General features: G+C 72.2%; 13 protein-coding genes. 6 read left to right on the top strand and 7 right to left on the bottom strand.

Features of this window, described 5'->3' with window-relative positions; translation table 11 throughout:
• Positions 1–47 precede the first annotated feature (47 nt).
• Positions 48–404 (bottom strand): iron-sulfur cluster assembly accessory protein, encoded by a 357-nt coding sequence (locus tag ACF07V_RS10020; protein ID WP_073806813.1) that lies wholly within the window; start codon positions 402–404, stop codon positions 48–50.
• 237 nt (positions 405–641) lie between these two features.
• Here ACF07V_RS10020 and nadA point away from each other — a divergent pair, with 237 nt between their 5' ends.
• A complete protein-coding gene (nadA, locus tag ACF07V_RS10015) occupies positions 642–1841 on the top strand; it encodes a quinolinate synthase NadA (RefSeq protein WP_392152873.1) in 1200 nt (399 codons plus the stop codon).
• 72 nt (positions 1842–1913) lie between these two features.
• Here nadA and ACF07V_RS10010 read toward each other — a convergent pair whose 3' ends face one another.
• From ACF07V_RS10010 to ACF07V_RS09990, 5 genes are all read right to left on the bottom strand, one after another.
• On the bottom strand, positions 1914–5036 hold the full coding sequence (locus tag ACF07V_RS10010) for an efflux RND transporter permease subunit (protein WP_392152871.1): 3123 nt from the start codon (positions 5034–5036) through the stop codon (positions 1914–1916).
• Positions 5037–5212: 176 nt separating this feature from the next.
• Positions 5213–5902 carry a response regulator gene (locus tag ACF07V_RS10005; RefSeq protein ID WP_392152870.1) on the bottom strand — a complete coding sequence of 230 codons (690 nt, stop codon included), beginning with the start codon at positions 5900–5902 and terminating at the stop codon, positions 5213–5215.
• Positions 5899–7143: a sensor histidine kinase gene (locus tag ACF07V_RS10000; RefSeq protein WP_392152868.1), complete on the bottom strand. Its 1245-nt coding sequence runs from the start codon at positions 7141–7143 to the stop codon at positions 5899–5901. Before ACF07V_RS10000 ends, ACF07V_RS10005 begins: the two co-directional genes overlap by 4 nt.
• 232 nt (positions 7144–7375) lie before the next feature.
• Positions 7376–7654 (bottom strand): hypothetical protein, encoded by a 279-nt coding sequence (locus ACF07V_RS09995; protein ID WP_392152866.1) that lies wholly within the window; start codon positions 7652–7654, stop codon positions 7376–7378.
• Positions 7655–7673: 19 nt separating this feature from the next.
• Positions 7674–8471 carry a PspA/IM30 family protein gene (locus ACF07V_RS09990; RefSeq protein WP_189802190.1) on the bottom strand — a complete coding sequence of 266 codons (798 nt, stop codon included), beginning with the start codon at positions 8469–8471 and terminating at the stop codon, positions 7674–7676.
• A gap of 273 nt (positions 8472–8744) precedes the next feature.
• Here ACF07V_RS09990 and ACF07V_RS09985 point away from each other — a divergent pair, with 273 nt between their 5' ends.
• The 3 genes from ACF07V_RS09985 to ACF07V_RS09975 all read left to right on the top strand — a co-directional run bounded on the left by ACF07V_RS09985 (position 8745) and on the right by ACF07V_RS09975 (position 11406).
• The gene (locus ACF07V_RS09985; protein ID WP_392152865.1) at positions 8745–9350 is read left to right on the top strand and encodes a DUF3043 domain-containing protein; all 606 of its coding nucleotides are present in this window, start codon (positions 8745–8747) and stop codon (positions 9348–9350) included.
• 107 nt (positions 9351–9457) lie between these two features.
• Positions 9458–10192 (top strand): class I SAM-dependent methyltransferase, encoded by a 735-nt coding sequence (locus tag ACF07V_RS09980; RefSeq protein WP_392153423.1) that lies wholly within the window; start codon positions 9458–9460, stop codon positions 10190–10192.
• A 155-nt stretch (positions 10193–10347) separates the two neighbouring features.
• Positions 10348–11406 (top strand): S1C family serine protease, encoded by a 1059-nt coding sequence (locus tag ACF07V_RS09975; protein WP_392152864.1) that lies wholly within the window; start codon positions 10348–10350, stop codon positions 11404–11406.
• Between the two features lie 269 nt (positions 11407–11675).
• Here ACF07V_RS09975 and ACF07V_RS09970 read toward each other — a convergent pair whose 3' ends face one another.
• The gene (locus tag ACF07V_RS09970) at positions 11676–11882 is read right to left on the bottom strand and encodes a hypothetical protein (protein WP_392152863.1); all 207 of its coding nucleotides are present in this window, start codon (positions 11880–11882) and stop codon (positions 11676–11678) included.
• 91 nt (positions 11883–11973) lie between these two features.
• Here ACF07V_RS09970 and ACF07V_RS09965 point away from each other — a divergent pair, with 91 nt between their 5' ends.
• Together ACF07V_RS09965 and cobT are read left to right on the top strand one after the other, a co-directional pair.
• The gene (locus tag ACF07V_RS09965) at positions 11974–13176 is read left to right on the top strand and encodes a bifunctional adenosylcobinamide kinase/adenosylcobinamide-phosphate guanylyltransferase (RefSeq protein WP_392152861.1); all 1203 of its coding nucleotides are present in this window, start codon (positions 11974–11976) and stop codon (positions 13174–13176) included.
• 49 nt (positions 13177–13225) lie between these two features.
• Complete coding sequence (gene cobT / locus ACF07V_RS09960; RefSeq protein WP_392152860.1) at positions 13226–14302, top strand: nicotinate-nucleotide--dimethylbenzimidazole phosphoribosyltransferase; 1077 nt, start codon at positions 13226–13228, stop codon at positions 14300–14302.
• Positions 14303–14388: the final 86 nt, after the last annotated feature.

Genomic DNA, 14388 nt, shown 5'->3' with positions numbered 1-14388 from the left:
GCGGCCCGGGGAGCTCCCGGGGCCGCCGCCCTCACGTTCGTACAGGCTTAGCTGAACGAGTCGCCGCAGGCGCAGGAGCCCGTGGCGTTCGGGTTGTCGATGGTGAAGCCCTGCTTCTCGATGGTGTCGACGAAGTCGATCGACGCGCCGCCCAGGTACGGGGCGCTCATGCGGTCGGTGACGACCTTGACGCCGTCGAAGTCCTTCACGACGTCGCCGTCGAGCGAGCGCTCGTCGAAGAACAGCTGGTAACGCAGGCCGGAGCAGCCGCCGGGCTGAACGGCGACGCGCAGGGCCAGGTCCTCGCGGCCTTCCTGTTCGAGGAGGGCCTTGACCTTGGCCGCGGCGGCGTCGGACAGGAGGATGCCGTCGCTGACAGTGGTCTTCTCGTCCGATACGGACATCTGCTTCTCTCCCGGTGTGTACGGAGACTGCTTGCCGACGGTTGCAACCGACGGTGCCCCGGATTCATTCCGGGCCGAGTGGGGTCTTCCCTCTTTCATGCTCGCACACCATGTCCAGGAGCGCGGACAGCGAATTCGTCACATCGACACTATGGCCATCGTCATCCTGACGTGAAGCGGTTATGATAGATAGCGTCATTTCGACGAAAAGCGTTTCCCGAAGACCCCGAAGAAAGGGTGCGTGACGTGACCACCGCCCAGCCCCTGGATGTGCAGCCGACGCCGCTCGCCCTGCTCCTGCTCGGTCGCGAAGCCGACCCGAAGAGCGAGCGCGGCGTGGAGTGTCCCGGCGACCTGCCGTCGCCCTCCGACCCGGACCTCGTGGAGCGCGCCCGCGCCGCGAAGGAGAAGCTCGGGGACAAGGTCTTCGTGCTCGGTCACCACTACCAGCGCGACGAGGTCATCCAGTTCGCCGACGTGACCGGTGACTCCTTCAAGCTCGCGCGCGACGCCGCCGCCAAGCCGGAGGCCGAGTACATCGTGTTCTGCGGTGTCCACTTCATGGCGGAGTCGGCCGACATCCTCACCGGCGACGACCAGAAGGTCGTCCTGCCCGACCTCGCGGCCGGCTGCTCGATGGCCGACATGGCCACCGCCGAGCAGGTCGCCGAGTGCTGGGACGTGCTGACCGAGGCCGGCATCGCCGAGCAGGTCGTGCCCGTCTCGTACATGAACTCCTCGGCCGACATCAAGGCCTTCACCGGCAAGCACGGGGGCACGATCTGCACCTCGTCCAACGCGGAGCGGGCCCTGAACTGGGCCTTCGAGCAGGGCGAGCCCGGCACGACAAAGGTCCTGTTCCTGCCGGACCAGCACCTGGGCCGCAACACCGCCGTCCGCGACATGGGCATGTCCCTGGACGACTGCGTGCTCTACAACCCGCACAAGCCGAACGGCGGTCTCACCGTCGAGGAGCTGCGCGCCGCCAAGATGATCCTCTGGCGGGGCCACTGCTCGGTGCACGGCCGCTTCTCGCTGGACTCGGTGAACGACGTCCGCGAGCGCATCCCCGGCGTGAACGTGCTCGTCCACCCCGAGTGCAAGCACGAGGTCGTCGCGGCCGCGGACTACGTGGGCTCGACCGAGTACATCATCAACACCCTGGAGGCGGCCCCGGCCGGTTCCAAGTGGGCGATCGGCACCGAGCTGAACCTCGTCCGCCGGCTGGCGAACCGTTACGCCGACCAGGGCAAGGAGATCGTCTTCCTCGACAAGACGGTCTGCTTCTGCTCGACCATGAACCGCATCGACCTCCCGCACCTGGTCTGGACCCTGGAGTCCCTGGCCGAGGGCAACCTCGTCAACCAGATCCAGGTCGACAAGGAGACGGAGAGCTTCGCCAAGCTCGCCCTGGAGCGGATGCTGGCGCTGCCGTAACGGTTCTCCCGTACGTACGCCGGAAGGGGCGCCCCGCACATCGCGGGGCGCCCTTTCCTCATGCCGTACGGGTCAGGCGCCCAGGACGTCCAGGACGCTGTCGACCCCCTCGACGAGGTCCGCAGCGGCCTTCCCGGCCTTCTTCAGCCTCCGGCGCTCCTTGCGCAGCTCCACCATCGCGTAGAGCGTCGGGACGAGGAGCAGGGTCAGCAGCGTCGAGGTGATCAGACCGCCGATCACCACCACGGCCAGCGGCTGGGCGATGAAGCCGCCCTCGCCCGTGACGCCGAGGGCCATCGGCAGCAGCGCGAAGATCGTCGCCAGGGCGGTCATCAGGATCGGGCGGAGCCGGTGCCGGCCGCCCTCGACCACCGCTTCGACGACGCCCAGGCCCTGCGCCCGGTACTGGTTGATCAGGTCGATCAGGACGATCGCGTTGGTGACGACGATGCCGATGAGCATCAGCATGCCGATCATCGCCGGGACGCCCATCGCCGTGCCGGTGACCACGAGCAGACCGATCGCGCCGGTCGCCGCGAACGGGATCGAGACCAGCAGGATCAGCGGCTGGATCAGCGAGCGGAAGGTCGCCACCAGGAGCATGAAGACGATCGCGACGGCCGCGAGCATCGCCAGGAACAGGTTGAGGAAGGCGTCGGACTGGTCCGCGGTGACGCCTCCGACGGTGGCCGTGGCGCCCTCGGGCAGGTCGAGCGCCTTGAGCTTCGTCTGGAGGGCGGCGCCCACCGCACCGGTGTTGTCGCCGACCGGCTTGGCCGTGATCGTCGCGGCGCGCGCGCCGTCGATCCGGGTCATCGAGACCGGGCCGGGGACCAGCTCGACGGTGGCGATGTCGCCGAGCTTCACCGGGCCGAGCGGCAGCGCCCTGAGCGAGGCCAGGGTGGTCGCCGGGTGCGCCGAGGTGATGAGGACGTCCCGCTCGCTGTCGTCGAGGATCGCCTTGGCGGCCGGGGTGCCCCGGACGGCCTGGGCGACGACCGCGCCGAGCGAGGTGGTGTCGAAGCCGGCGTCGGCCGCCTTGGCGTTCGCCTTCACGGAGATCCGGGGGACGGACTGCGAGAGGTCGCTCTGGACGTCCGTGACGTCCTTGAGCCCGGCGACCGCCGACCGGACCTGCTCGGAGGCCTTCTTGAGGACCTCAGCGTCGGCGGCCTTGACGACCACGCTCAGGTTCTGGGAGCCGAAGCCGTCGCCGGCCGCGATGGTGGTGTCGCCGATCCCGTCGAGGGTGCCGAGGCCCTTCTCGATGGCGTCACGGGTCTTCTCGTACGAGGCGGAGTCCTCCAGGCTCACCTTGTAGGAGGCCTGGTTGGAGCCGGTGCCGCCGCCGAAGGCCGCCATGAAGCCGGAGGAGCCGACGGTGACCTGGTAGTCCTTGACGCCCTCGGTCTCCGCGAGGACCTTCTCGACCTTCTTCGCGGCCTCGTCGGAGGCACCCAGGCTGGTGCCCGGCGCCAGCTCCTGCTTGATGCTGAGCACCTCCTGCTCGCCCGGGTCGAAGAAGTTCGTCTTCAGGAGGCCGCCCATGCCGAAGGTGACGACCAGGACGACGAGGGCGATGGCGACGCTGGTGAGCCGGCGCCGGGTCGCGAACCGCAGGACCGGCACGTACGCACGCTGGAGACGGCTCTTCTCCTCCTTCTCCTCGGCCAGGCGACGGGCCTCCTCCGGGTCCTGCGAGGTGCCCTTGGGGGCGCGCAGGAACCAGTACGAGAGCACCGGGACCACGGTCAGGGAGACGAGCAGCGAGGCGAGCAGGGCCGCCGTCACCGTCAGGGAGAAGGAGCCGAACATCTCGCCGACGATGCCGCCGACCAGACCGATCGGCAGGAACACGGCGACGGTGGTGAGCGTCGAGGAGGTGACGGCGCCCGCCACCTCGCGGACCGCGGTGAGGATCGCGGCCTGGCGCTCCTCGCCGTAGCCCAGGTGACGCTTGATGTTCTCCAGGACCACGATCGAGTCGTCGACGACCCGGCCGATGGCGATGGTGAGCGCGCCGAGCGTCAGCATGTTCAGCGAGAGGTCGCGGGTCCACAGCACGATGAGGGCGAGGACGACCGAGAGCGGGATGGAGACCGCGGTCACCAGCGTCGAGCGGAGCGAGGCGAGGAAGACCAGGATCACCAGGACGGCCATGACGAGGCCGAGCGCGCCCTCCGTGGTCAGGCCGGAGACGGCCTTCGCGACGGCCGGGCCCTGGTCGGAGACCACGGTCAGCTCGGCGCCGGCGCCGAGGTCGCGGCGCAGCTCGGGCAGCTTCTCCTCGACGGCGTCGGAGATCGCGACGGCACTGCCGTCCTTGTCCATGGTGGCGAAGACGGCGAGGCTGGGCTTGCCGTTCGTGCGCGTGAGGGAGACGCGCGGCGACTCCTCCTGCTTCACGGTGGCGACGTCCCCGAGGCGTACGGCCCTGCTCTTGCCGGGGACGGCCGCGGGGATGCGCAGGTCCTCGATCTGCCGGAGCGAGGTGTAGCCGCCGCCGACCTGGATCGTGCGGGACTTGCCGGCCTCCGAGAAGGCGCCGGCCGGCATCGTGACGCCGCCGGAGCGCAGGGCCTCGGCGAGCTTCATGGTGTTCAGTCCGGCCGCGGCGAGCTTGCGCTCGTCCGGGGTGACGGAGACCTGGAGGTCCTGGACGCCGTCGATCTGCACCCGGCCGACGCCCTCGATGTCCTCCAGGGCGGGGACGACGGTCTGCTGCAGCTGGTCGGCGAGCGCCTGCGGGTCCTTGTCCGAGGAGGCGGCGAGGACGACGGTCGGCATGTCGTCCGTCGAACCGGCGATCACCTGCGGGTCGACGCTGTCGGGGAGCTGCGCGCGGGCACGGTTCACGGCCTGCTGCACGTCGGCGACGAGCTGCTTCGTCGACTCGTCGCCGTAGTCGAAGGAGGCCATGATGACGGCGCTGCCCTCGGAGGCGGTCGCGGTGACCGACTTCAGGCCGTCGACGGCCTTGAGGCTGTTCTCCAGCGGCTCGACGACCTGCTTCTCGACCACGTCGGGAGAGGCGCCCTGGTACGGGGCCAGGACCGACACCATGGGGAGCTCGATCGAGGGCAGCAGCTGCTGCTTCAGCTGCGGGATCGCGATCGCCCCGAACACGATCGCGACGATGGACATCAGCCCGATCAGGGCCCTTTGCGCGAGGCTGAATCTGGACAGCCAGGACATGGGGTCTCTCTTCTGTGGCGTACTCGTCGACATGCGGGAGCAGCCAAGACCCCGGCCGGACCCGCTGGATCCGCCGGAGGTGCCCCCCGCCTATACGATCTGCCATCCCCGGCCGGAAGTCCTCGGCCCCCGGGTCCACTTCTTTACGCCGCGCATACCGCGTCTGGAGTACGCGCTCACTCCACCCGGGGGCGTACGAGACCGGACTCGTACGCCGTGACCACCAGCTGCGCCCGGTCGCGGGCGCCGAGCTTGGCCATCGTCCGGTTGACATGCGTCTTCACCGTGAGCGGGCTGACGTCGAGCCGTTCGGCGATCTCGTCGTTGGAGAGGCCGCCCGCGACCAGGACGAGGACCTCCCGTTCCCGGGCGGTCAGCGCGGCGAGCCGCTCGGAGCGCGCCCCGGCTCCCTCGCCGGCGGCCTCCGCGCCCGAGCCCTGCGCGAGGAAGGTGGCGATCAGCCCCTTGGTGGCGGCCGGGGAGAGCAGCGCCTCCCCGGCGTGCGCGATCCGGATCGCGCCGAGGAGCTCCTCCGGTTCGGCCCCCTTGCCGAGGAAGCCGGAGGCTCCGGCGCGCAGCGACTGCACGACGTACTCGTCGACCTCGAAGGTGGTCAGCATGACGATCCGTACGTCCGCGAGCTCGGGATCGGCGGTGATCATCCGAGTGGCGGCGAGGCCGTCGGTGCCCGGCATGCGGATGTCCATCAGGACGACGTCGGGCCGCGTGGCCCGGGCGAGCGCGACCGCCTCGGCGCCGTCGGGCGCCTCCCCGACGACCTCCATGTCGGGCTCGGAGTCCACCAGGACCTTGAAGGCGCTGCGGAGCAGGGCCTGGTCGTCGGCGAGCAGTACCCGGATCGTCATGTGCTGTCCTCCCCCGTGCGGGACGTCACCGGCAGTATCGCCTGGACGCGGAAGCCGCCGCCGTAGCGGGGGGCCGCGGTGAGGGTGCCGCCGAGCGCGCCGACCCGCTCCCGCATGCCGAGCAGTCCGTGGCCGCCGACCGGGGGCTGCTCGGCGGCCTGGGGCGGGACGGCCGGGGGCGTGCCGTTGTCGAGGACGGTGATCTCGACCGTACGGCCCACCCGGACGACGCTCACCTCGGCCTTCGCGTCCGGTCCCGCGTGCTTGCGGACGTTCGTCAGGGCCTCCTGCACGATCCGGTACGCGGCGAGGTCGACGGTCGCCGGCAGCGTCAGGCCCTCGTCCGCGCGGGCCAGGGCGACGGGGAGACCGGCCTTGCGGAAGCTGTCGAGCAGCCCGTCGAGGACGGCGAGGCCCGGGGCGGGCTCGGTGGGGGCCTCCGGGTCGCCGGACTGGCGGAGCAGGCCGACGGTGGCGCGCAGCTCGTCCAGGGCGGAACGGCTGGCCTCGCGGACGTGCGCGAGGGCCTCCTTGGCCTGGTCGGGGCGCTTGTCCATGACGTGGGCGGCGACGCCGGCCTGGACGTTCACCAGGGCGATGTGGTGGGCGACGACGTCGTGGAGGTCCCGGGCGATGCGCAGCCGCTCCTCGGCGACCCGCCGCCCGGCCTCCTCCTCGCGGGTCCGCTCGGCCCGCTCGGCGCGCTCCCGGATCGCGTCGACGAAGGCCCGGCGGCTGCGGACGGCGTCCCCGGCGGCCGCGGCCATCCCGGTCCAGGCGAAGACGCCGAGGTTCTCCTGCGCGTACCAGTGGGTGGGCCCGAAGACCATCGCGGCGGCGGTCAGCACCGCCATCGTGACGAGGCCCACCCGCCAGGTGGTGGGGCGGTCGGTGCGGGAGGCGACCGTGTAGAGCGCGACGACGGCGCTCATGGCGATCGGGGCGGGGCGGTTGTCGTTGACGAGCTCGAAGAGGCTGATCGTGACGGTGAAGCCGAGCACGACGAAGGGGCTGCGGCGGCGCATCACGAGTGCGGCCGCGCCCGCGATCATGATCAGCACGCTCCACAGGTCGGGGCGGTGATCCCCGAACGTCGGCCCGTCCGGGCTGCCGTGCGGGTCGGTGAAGGACCCGGCGATCATGGCGACGAGCGCGCCGGCCGCGATGGTCGCGTCGAACGCGAGCGGGTGCGCGTGGAACCAGTCGCGGAGACGGGCGGTGGCGGGGCCGGTGGGGGTCACGGGAGTCCACGGTACGGGGCGGCACCCACCCCGTTGTGGGCAGACGTTCCGCAAGGGGCGATGGGGGTCCCCCCTGCTCGAGCGGAGCCGAGAGCTTGGGGGACCCCCATCGCCCCAGCGGGACGATTGCCCACACGGCGGACGGGCGCCGCCCCGCACGGGCGCGGGCGCACACGGGCGGGTGGGCGCCGCCCAGCCGGGCGCGGGCTCCGGGCGCGTGGCGGTGGGGGCGTCAGCCTGGGATCAGGCCGTCGTCGGAGAGCATGGCGCGGACCTCTTCCAGCGTCGCCCCCGGCTCCGGGAGGATCAGTTCCGAGGGCTCCAGGGCGTCGTCCCGAAGGGGCGAACCGAGGCGGCGGACCGCGCCGAGGAGGGCGCCCAGCGTCCGCCGGAAGCCTTCCTCGTCCCCCGCCTCCATCTCGGCCAGCAGCTCGTCGTCGAGCTTGTTCAGCTCGACGAAGTGGCTGTCGGCCAGCTTCCACTGGCCCTCCCCCATGATCCGTACGATCATGACGCGTCCTGTCTGTCGCCTACTTCTCGAAGCGCGGGTGGGACTGCTGCTGAGTGCGGTCCTGCGGCGCGGCCGCGCCACCGCCCTCGATGGCCTGCTGCTGCGCCGAGGGGCCGCCGGCCAGCTCGGCCTTCATCCGCTGGAGCTCCAGCTCGACGTCCGTGCCCCCGGACAGCCGGTCGAGCTCCGCCTGGATGTCGTCCTTGGCCAGGCCCGACTGGTCGTCGAGCGCGCCCGAGGCGAGGAGCTCGTCGATCGCGCCGGCGCGCGCCTGGAGCTGGGCGGTCTTGTCCTCGGCCCGCTGGATCGCCAGACCGACGTCGCTCATCTCCTCGGAGATGCCGGAGAAGGACTCGGCGATCCGGGTCTGCGCCTGGGCCGCCGTGTAGGTCGCCTTGATGGTCTCCTTCTTGGTGCGGAAGGCGTCCACCTTGGCCTGGAGGCGCTGGGCGGCGAGGGTGAGCTTCTCCTCCTCGCCCTGCAGCGTCTGGTGCTGCACCTCCAGGTCGCTGACCTGCTGCTGGAGCGCGGCCCGCCGGGACAGCGCCTCGCGGGCGAGGTCCTCGCGGCCGAGGGCGAGGGCCTTGCGGCCCTGGTCCTCCAGCTTGGCGGACTGGCCCTGCAGCTGGTTCAGCTGGAGTTCGAGCCGCTTGCGGGAGGTGGCGACGTCGGCGACGCCCCGGCGCACCTTCTGCAGCAGCTCCAGCTGCTTCTGGTAGGAGTAATCGAGCGTCTCGCGCGGATCCTCGGCCCGGTCAAGGGCCTTGTTCGCCTTCGCGCGGAAGATCATCCCCATACGCTTCATGACACCGCTCATGGGCTTCGCGCGCCCCCTTCTGACGGACTCGGCTCCAGCTCTTCAACAGGATCCACACTACGGGCCCTGTCTCCATTACCGCACTGTTCGGAGCGGGATGCGCTCCTCCCCAAGGACGACTGCGCGCGGTGTTCCCTCCCGCGCAGGGAGTAGACGGATCTCCGGGAGATCCCCGCGCCGTCCTTCGTACGTACCGCCCAAGACGCAGTCCGTTAGCGGATCGTTCCCGGCCCGCATGGGGTTCATGCCCGCTACCCCGTACCCTTGGGTTTTGTGTTCCGTAGCCGTTCGAAGGACGAGAAGGCCCCCACCGACAAGGTGACGGCGGACCTCTCCACCAAGCAGCCCCGCGACCCCGAGGCCCCCAAGGGCCGCCCGACCCCGAAGCGGAGCGACGCGCAGACCCAGCGCCGCCGCGCCGCGACGGTGCCGACCGACCGCAAGGAGGCCGCCAAGCGTCAGCGCGAGGCACGCCGCTCGGACCTGGCCCGGCAGCGCGAGGCGCTGGCCAGCGGCGACGAGCGTTACCTGCCCGCCCGCGACAAGGGTCCGGTCCGCCGTTTCGTGCGCGACTTCGTCGACTCGCGGTTCGCGATCGCCGAGTTCTTCCTGCCGATGGCCGTGGTGATCCTCGTGTTGTCGCTGTTCGGCAACGCCAACCGGGGGCTGCAGAACATCTCCCTGCTGCTCTGGCTCGGTGTGATCGTCCTGATCGTCATCGACTCGATCGGCATCTGGATCCGTCTGCGGAAGCAGCTCAACGAGCGCTTCCCGAACGAGCCGAAGCGCGGCGCCATCGCCTACGGCCTGATGCGCACGCTCCAGATGCGCCGACTGCGTCTGCCGAAGCCGCAGGTCAAGCGCGGAGAGCGGCCCTGAGCGCCGACAGCTCGGAGTTCGACGGGCGCGCGTTCGGCGAGGCCACGTCGGAGTCGGGTGGCCCCGTCCTGCCCGTCGTCGCCCACTGGCCCGCCGGTCCCGGCGGGCTGCGCGACACCATCCGGCAGGAGATCGTCGCCCGTCAGCTCGACGAGCAGATAACCGGCCGCTACCCGGTGGGGCAGCGGCTGCGGATCCTCGACGCGGGCATGGGGCAGGGCACCCAGGCCCTTCGCCTGGCCCGGGCCGGGCACACCGTGACCGGTCTTGAGGCCGACCCCGACCTCCTGAAGGCGGCCCGCGAGTCGCTGGCGACGGAGCCCGCCGGGATCCGCGAGCGGGTCCGGATGATCGAGGGCGACGGCCGCGAGACCGGGGTGCACTTCCTGCCCGGCAGTTTCGACGTGGTCCTCTGCCACGGCGTGCTGATGTACGCGGACGAGCCGGACGCGCTGCTCGCGGGCCTGGCCCGGATGCTGGCCCCCGGCGGCCTGCTGTCCCTGGTGGTGCGGAACGCGGAGGCCCTGTCCATGCGGCCGGGGCTCGCCGGGGACTGGTCGGGGGCGCTCGCCGCCTTCGACTCCGATGTCTACACGGACGACAACGGCGTGAAGGTGCGGGCCGACCGGCTCGACGCGCTCACGTCGACGCTCGCGGGAATCGCGGCGCCGCTGCACGCCTGGTACGGGGTGCGGGTCTTCACGGACGACGTCCCCGCGGACGCGGGTCTGCCCGCCGCCGAGGAGCTGGACCGGCTGCTCGCCGCCGAGGACCGGGCGGGGCGCACGGATCCGTACCGGCGGATCGCGGCCCTGCTGCATCTGTGCGGGGTACGGGGCTGACGCGAGCCCCTCGGCGGGTCCTGCGGGCCGGGGCCGGCCCGCTCGGTGGTCGCGCACGCCCGCTCGGTGGTCGCGCACGCCCGCTCGGTGGTCGCGCACGCCTGATCGGCTGCGCTCGCCGGGCCGGGGGCGGGGCGGAAACGGATACTCCGGACATGGACGTGTCCCGTGCCCGCCGCCTCCTTCCGCCGCTCACCGCCGGGGTCTGTGCCGTCGCGCTCGTCGGCGGCTGTTCCTCCGCCGGGGACGCCGCCGCGGAGCGGTCGACCCAGGCGGCGGCGCCGGTCGCCGCCAACGAGCTCCAGGACGACTACCGGGCGGTCATCAAGAACGTCCTGCCCTCGGTCGTGCAGATCGAGGCGGGGAACACCCTCGGCTCCGGGGTCGTCTACGACGGCAAGGGCCACATCGTCACCAACGCGCACGTCGTCGGCCAGGAGCAGTCCTTCAAGGTCACGGCGGCCACCGGCGGGCAGCCGGTGACGGCGCGGCTCGTCTTCTCCTACCCCGAGCAGGACCTCGCGGTGCTCAAGCTGGACAGCGTGCCGCAGGGGCTGAGGGCGGCGACGTTCGGCAACTCGGCCTCCGTCGACATGGGGCAGATCGTCCTCGCGATGGGCTCCCCGCTGGGCCTGTCCGGCAGCGTGACCCAGGGCATCGTCTCCGCCACCGGCCGGACGGTCAGCGAGGGACGGACCGGGGGCGGGACGGGCGCGACGATCGCGAACATGGTCCAGACGTCGGCGGCGATCAATCCCGGCAACAGCGGGGGTGCCCTGGTGAACCTCGACAGCGAGGTCATCGGCATCCCGACGCTCGCCGCGACCGATCCCGAGCTGGGCAGCGGCTCGGCGGCCGGCATCGGCTTCGCGATCCCCGCGTCGACGGTGAAGACGATCGCGGACCAGATCGTCAAGAACGGCAAGGTGACGGACTCGGGCCGGGCGGCCCTGAACATCACCGGCCGTACGGTCCTCGACGACAACTACGAGCCGGCGGGCGTCGCTGTGGTGGAGGCGCCGCCGGACGGGGCGGCCGGGCAGGCGGGCCTGAAGCCGGGTGACGTGATCACGCGCCTCGGCGACACGGAGATCACGACGATCACGTCGCTGGCGGAGGCGCTGGCGTCGATGAAGCCGGGGGACAAGGTGACGGTGGTGTACACCCGCGGCACGACGACGCGGAAGGCGGAGGTCACGCTGGGCGAGACGTAGGCCCCGCGCCCCGCCCCGTGTGGGCAATCGTCCCGCCGGGGCGAGGGGGTCCCCCTGCTCGAGCGGAGCCGAAAGCTTGGGGGAGGGTGGGCACACGGGACGGCGCCCTCAGCGGCGTCTCCGCGTTCCGCGCCTGGACCCGCACCATCAGAGACGGTGCACACGGGGTGCGGGTTCAGGCGCGAAAGCCTCGGGCGCCGGCAGGGGCGCCGTCCGTCGTGCCCACCCGTTCCGCCCCAGCGGAACGACTGCCCACAACGGGGGGTGCTCTAGCCCTCCGCGTCCAGCGGCATCGGGCCGTAGATCTTCGCCCCGTCCTCCGACAGCGTCACCTGGTCCGCGCCGCCGCTCAGGAGGTCACGCCAGTTCTCGCCGATCCAGCTCTCCGCGTCACCCTGGGTCGTGAACTCCTCCGGCGTCACCACCGGCTCGACCTCGGTGCCGTCGGACTTCTCGAACCGCCACGTCCATGCCATGCAAGCCTCCTGGCGCTCACCGGATGATCGGTTTCCTGCCCGCAGCGTAGCCGGGCGCGCACGCCTCGCGGCGGCGCGGGAGGATCTGAGGGTGGAACTGACTCTGCTCGGCACCGGCGCCCCGCTCGGACTCCCCCGCCCCGACTGCCCCTGCGCCGTGTGCGCGCTGTCTCGTGGGGCGCGAGCGAGGGCTGCGACCTCGCTGCTCGTGGACGGGGCCCTGCTGCTCGATCTGACCCCCGGCGCCGCGCTCGCCGCCGCCCGGTCGGGGCATTCGCTGGTGGGGGTGCGGCAGGTGCTGCTCACCCATCCGCACGACGGGCCCGCCGTGGAGGTGCCCGCGGGGCTTCCGACCGCCGTTCGGGTGCCGGACGGGCGGGAGTTGACGCTGATCAGCGGGCACCGGGTGCGGGCGGTGCCGATGGACTCCCCCGGGACCGGGTACGAGGTGACCTCGGCCGACGGGGAGCGGTTGCTGTACCTGCCGCCCGGGTGTGCGCCCGCGGGGATCGGGGACGAGCACCGCGCGCCGTACGACATGGTCGTCGCCGATGTCACCGGGCGGCCGGACGGGCTGGCGCGGCTGCGGACGACGGGGGCCGTCGGCCCGGCCACCGAGGTGATCGCGGTGCACCTGGACCACGACGCGCCGGCCGGCGCGGAGCTGGACCGGCAGCTCGCCGCGGCGGGGGCGCGGGCGGTGCCGGACGGGACGACGCTGTACGTGGGCGACTACCACGAGGTGCCGGAGGTGCCCCGTCGGACGCTGGTGACGGGCGGGGCGCGGTCGGGGAAGTCGGTGGAGGCCGAGCGGCGTCTGGAGACCTTCCCCGAGGTGCTGTACGTGGCGACTGGCGGGACCAGGGAGGGTGACCCGGAGTGGGCCGAGCGGGTGGGGCTGCACCGGGACCGGCGGCCGGCCTCGTGGCGTACGGCCGAGACCTGTGAGCTCGTACCGCTGCTCGCGGAGGACGGCCCGGCGTTGCTGATCGACTGTCTGTCGCTGTGGCTGACGGACGCCATGGACCGGGTGGGTGCCTGGGACGACGAGCGGTGGCGGAACGGCGGGCAGGCGGCGCTGCGGGAGCGGACGGCGGAGCTGGTGGCGGCTGTGCGGGCGACGGGCCGTACGGTCGTGACGGTGACGAACGAGGTCGGCTCGGGGGTGGTGCCGGGGACGGCGGCGGGGCGCCGCTTCCGGGACGAGCTGGGCCGGCTGAACGCGGCCTTCGCGGACGAGTGCGAGGAGGTCGTCCTCGTGGTCGCGGGTCAGGCTCTGGTGCTGCGCGGGTAGGGTTCCGATCGCTGATGGACCTCGCTGACGTGATCACTGGGTGGAACCCTTGAACCTGGACGACTTCTCCGATCTGATCGAGCGCCCCGACGGCGGGATACGGCGTGATGCCGAGGAGCGCCGGGAGCGGCTGACCGTGCCGCCGGGGGCGCTGGGCCGGCTCGACGAGCTGGGTGAGTGGCTGTCCGCGGCCCAGGCCTCGGTCAAGGTGCGGGCGATCGAGCAGCCGAAGGTGGTGCTGTTCGCGGGCGACCACGGGGTGGCCTCGCTCGATGTGTCGGGCCGTGCGGCGGGTACGGCGTACGAGCTGGTGCGCGCGGTGCTCGACGGGGCGAGCCCGGTGGCCGTGCTCGCCCGCTCGACGGGCGTGCCGGTACGGGTCGTGGACGCCGGCCTGGACTGCGACCCCGAGCTGCTGCCCGCCGAGGTGGTACGGCACCGGGTGCGGCGCGGCAGCGGCCGGATCGACATCGAGAACGCGCTGACGGTCGAGGAGACCGAGGCGGCGGTCCGGCTCGGTATGGCGATCGCCGACGAGGAGGCGGACTCGGGCACCGATCTGGTGGTGCTCGGGGATCTGAGCGTCGGTGGCACGACGGCGGCGTCGACGCTGATCGCGGCGCTGTGCGGGACGGACGCCTCGGTGGTGACCGGCCGGGGCGGTGCCGGGATCGACGATCTGGCGTGGATGCGCAAGTGCGCGGCGATCCGGGACGCGCTGCGGCGGGCCCGGCCGGTCCTGGGCGACCAGCTGGAGCTGCTCGCGGCGGTCGGCGGGGCGGATCTGGCGGCGACGACCGGGTTCCTGCTGCAGGCCTCGGTGCGGCGGATGCCGGTGATCCTGGACGGTGTGGTGGGTGCGGCCTGTGCGCTCGTGGCGCAGCGGGCGGCGTTCCGGGCGCCGGACTGGTGGCTGGCGGGTCAGGTGAGCGGGGAGCCTGCGCAGGCGAAGGCCTTGGACCGGATGGCGCTCAACCCGTTGCTCGATCACGGCGTCCATGTGGGTGAGGGAACCGGGGCATTGCTCGCACTTCCCCTCGTCCAGGCCGCGGCGGCGTTCGCCGCGGAGCTGCCCGAGCGTCCGGATCCGACCACTCCGGCCGGCGAGGGTGCGGCGGAGGTCTGAGTACGGGCGGGACGGAACGGCCTACTCCGGGGGCGGTCACGCGCGACGCGCGCGTGGCCGCCTCCGGCGTCTCCGTACGGCAAAGC

It is taken from the genome of Streptomyces sp. NPDC015661 (genome assembly GCF_043077765.1).
Lineage (GTDB): Bacteria > Actinomycetota > Actinomycetes > Streptomycetales > Streptomycetaceae > Streptomyces.
Note: the sequence above shows the minus strand (reverse complement) of the source record. Positions and strands in the feature narration are given on the sequence as shown.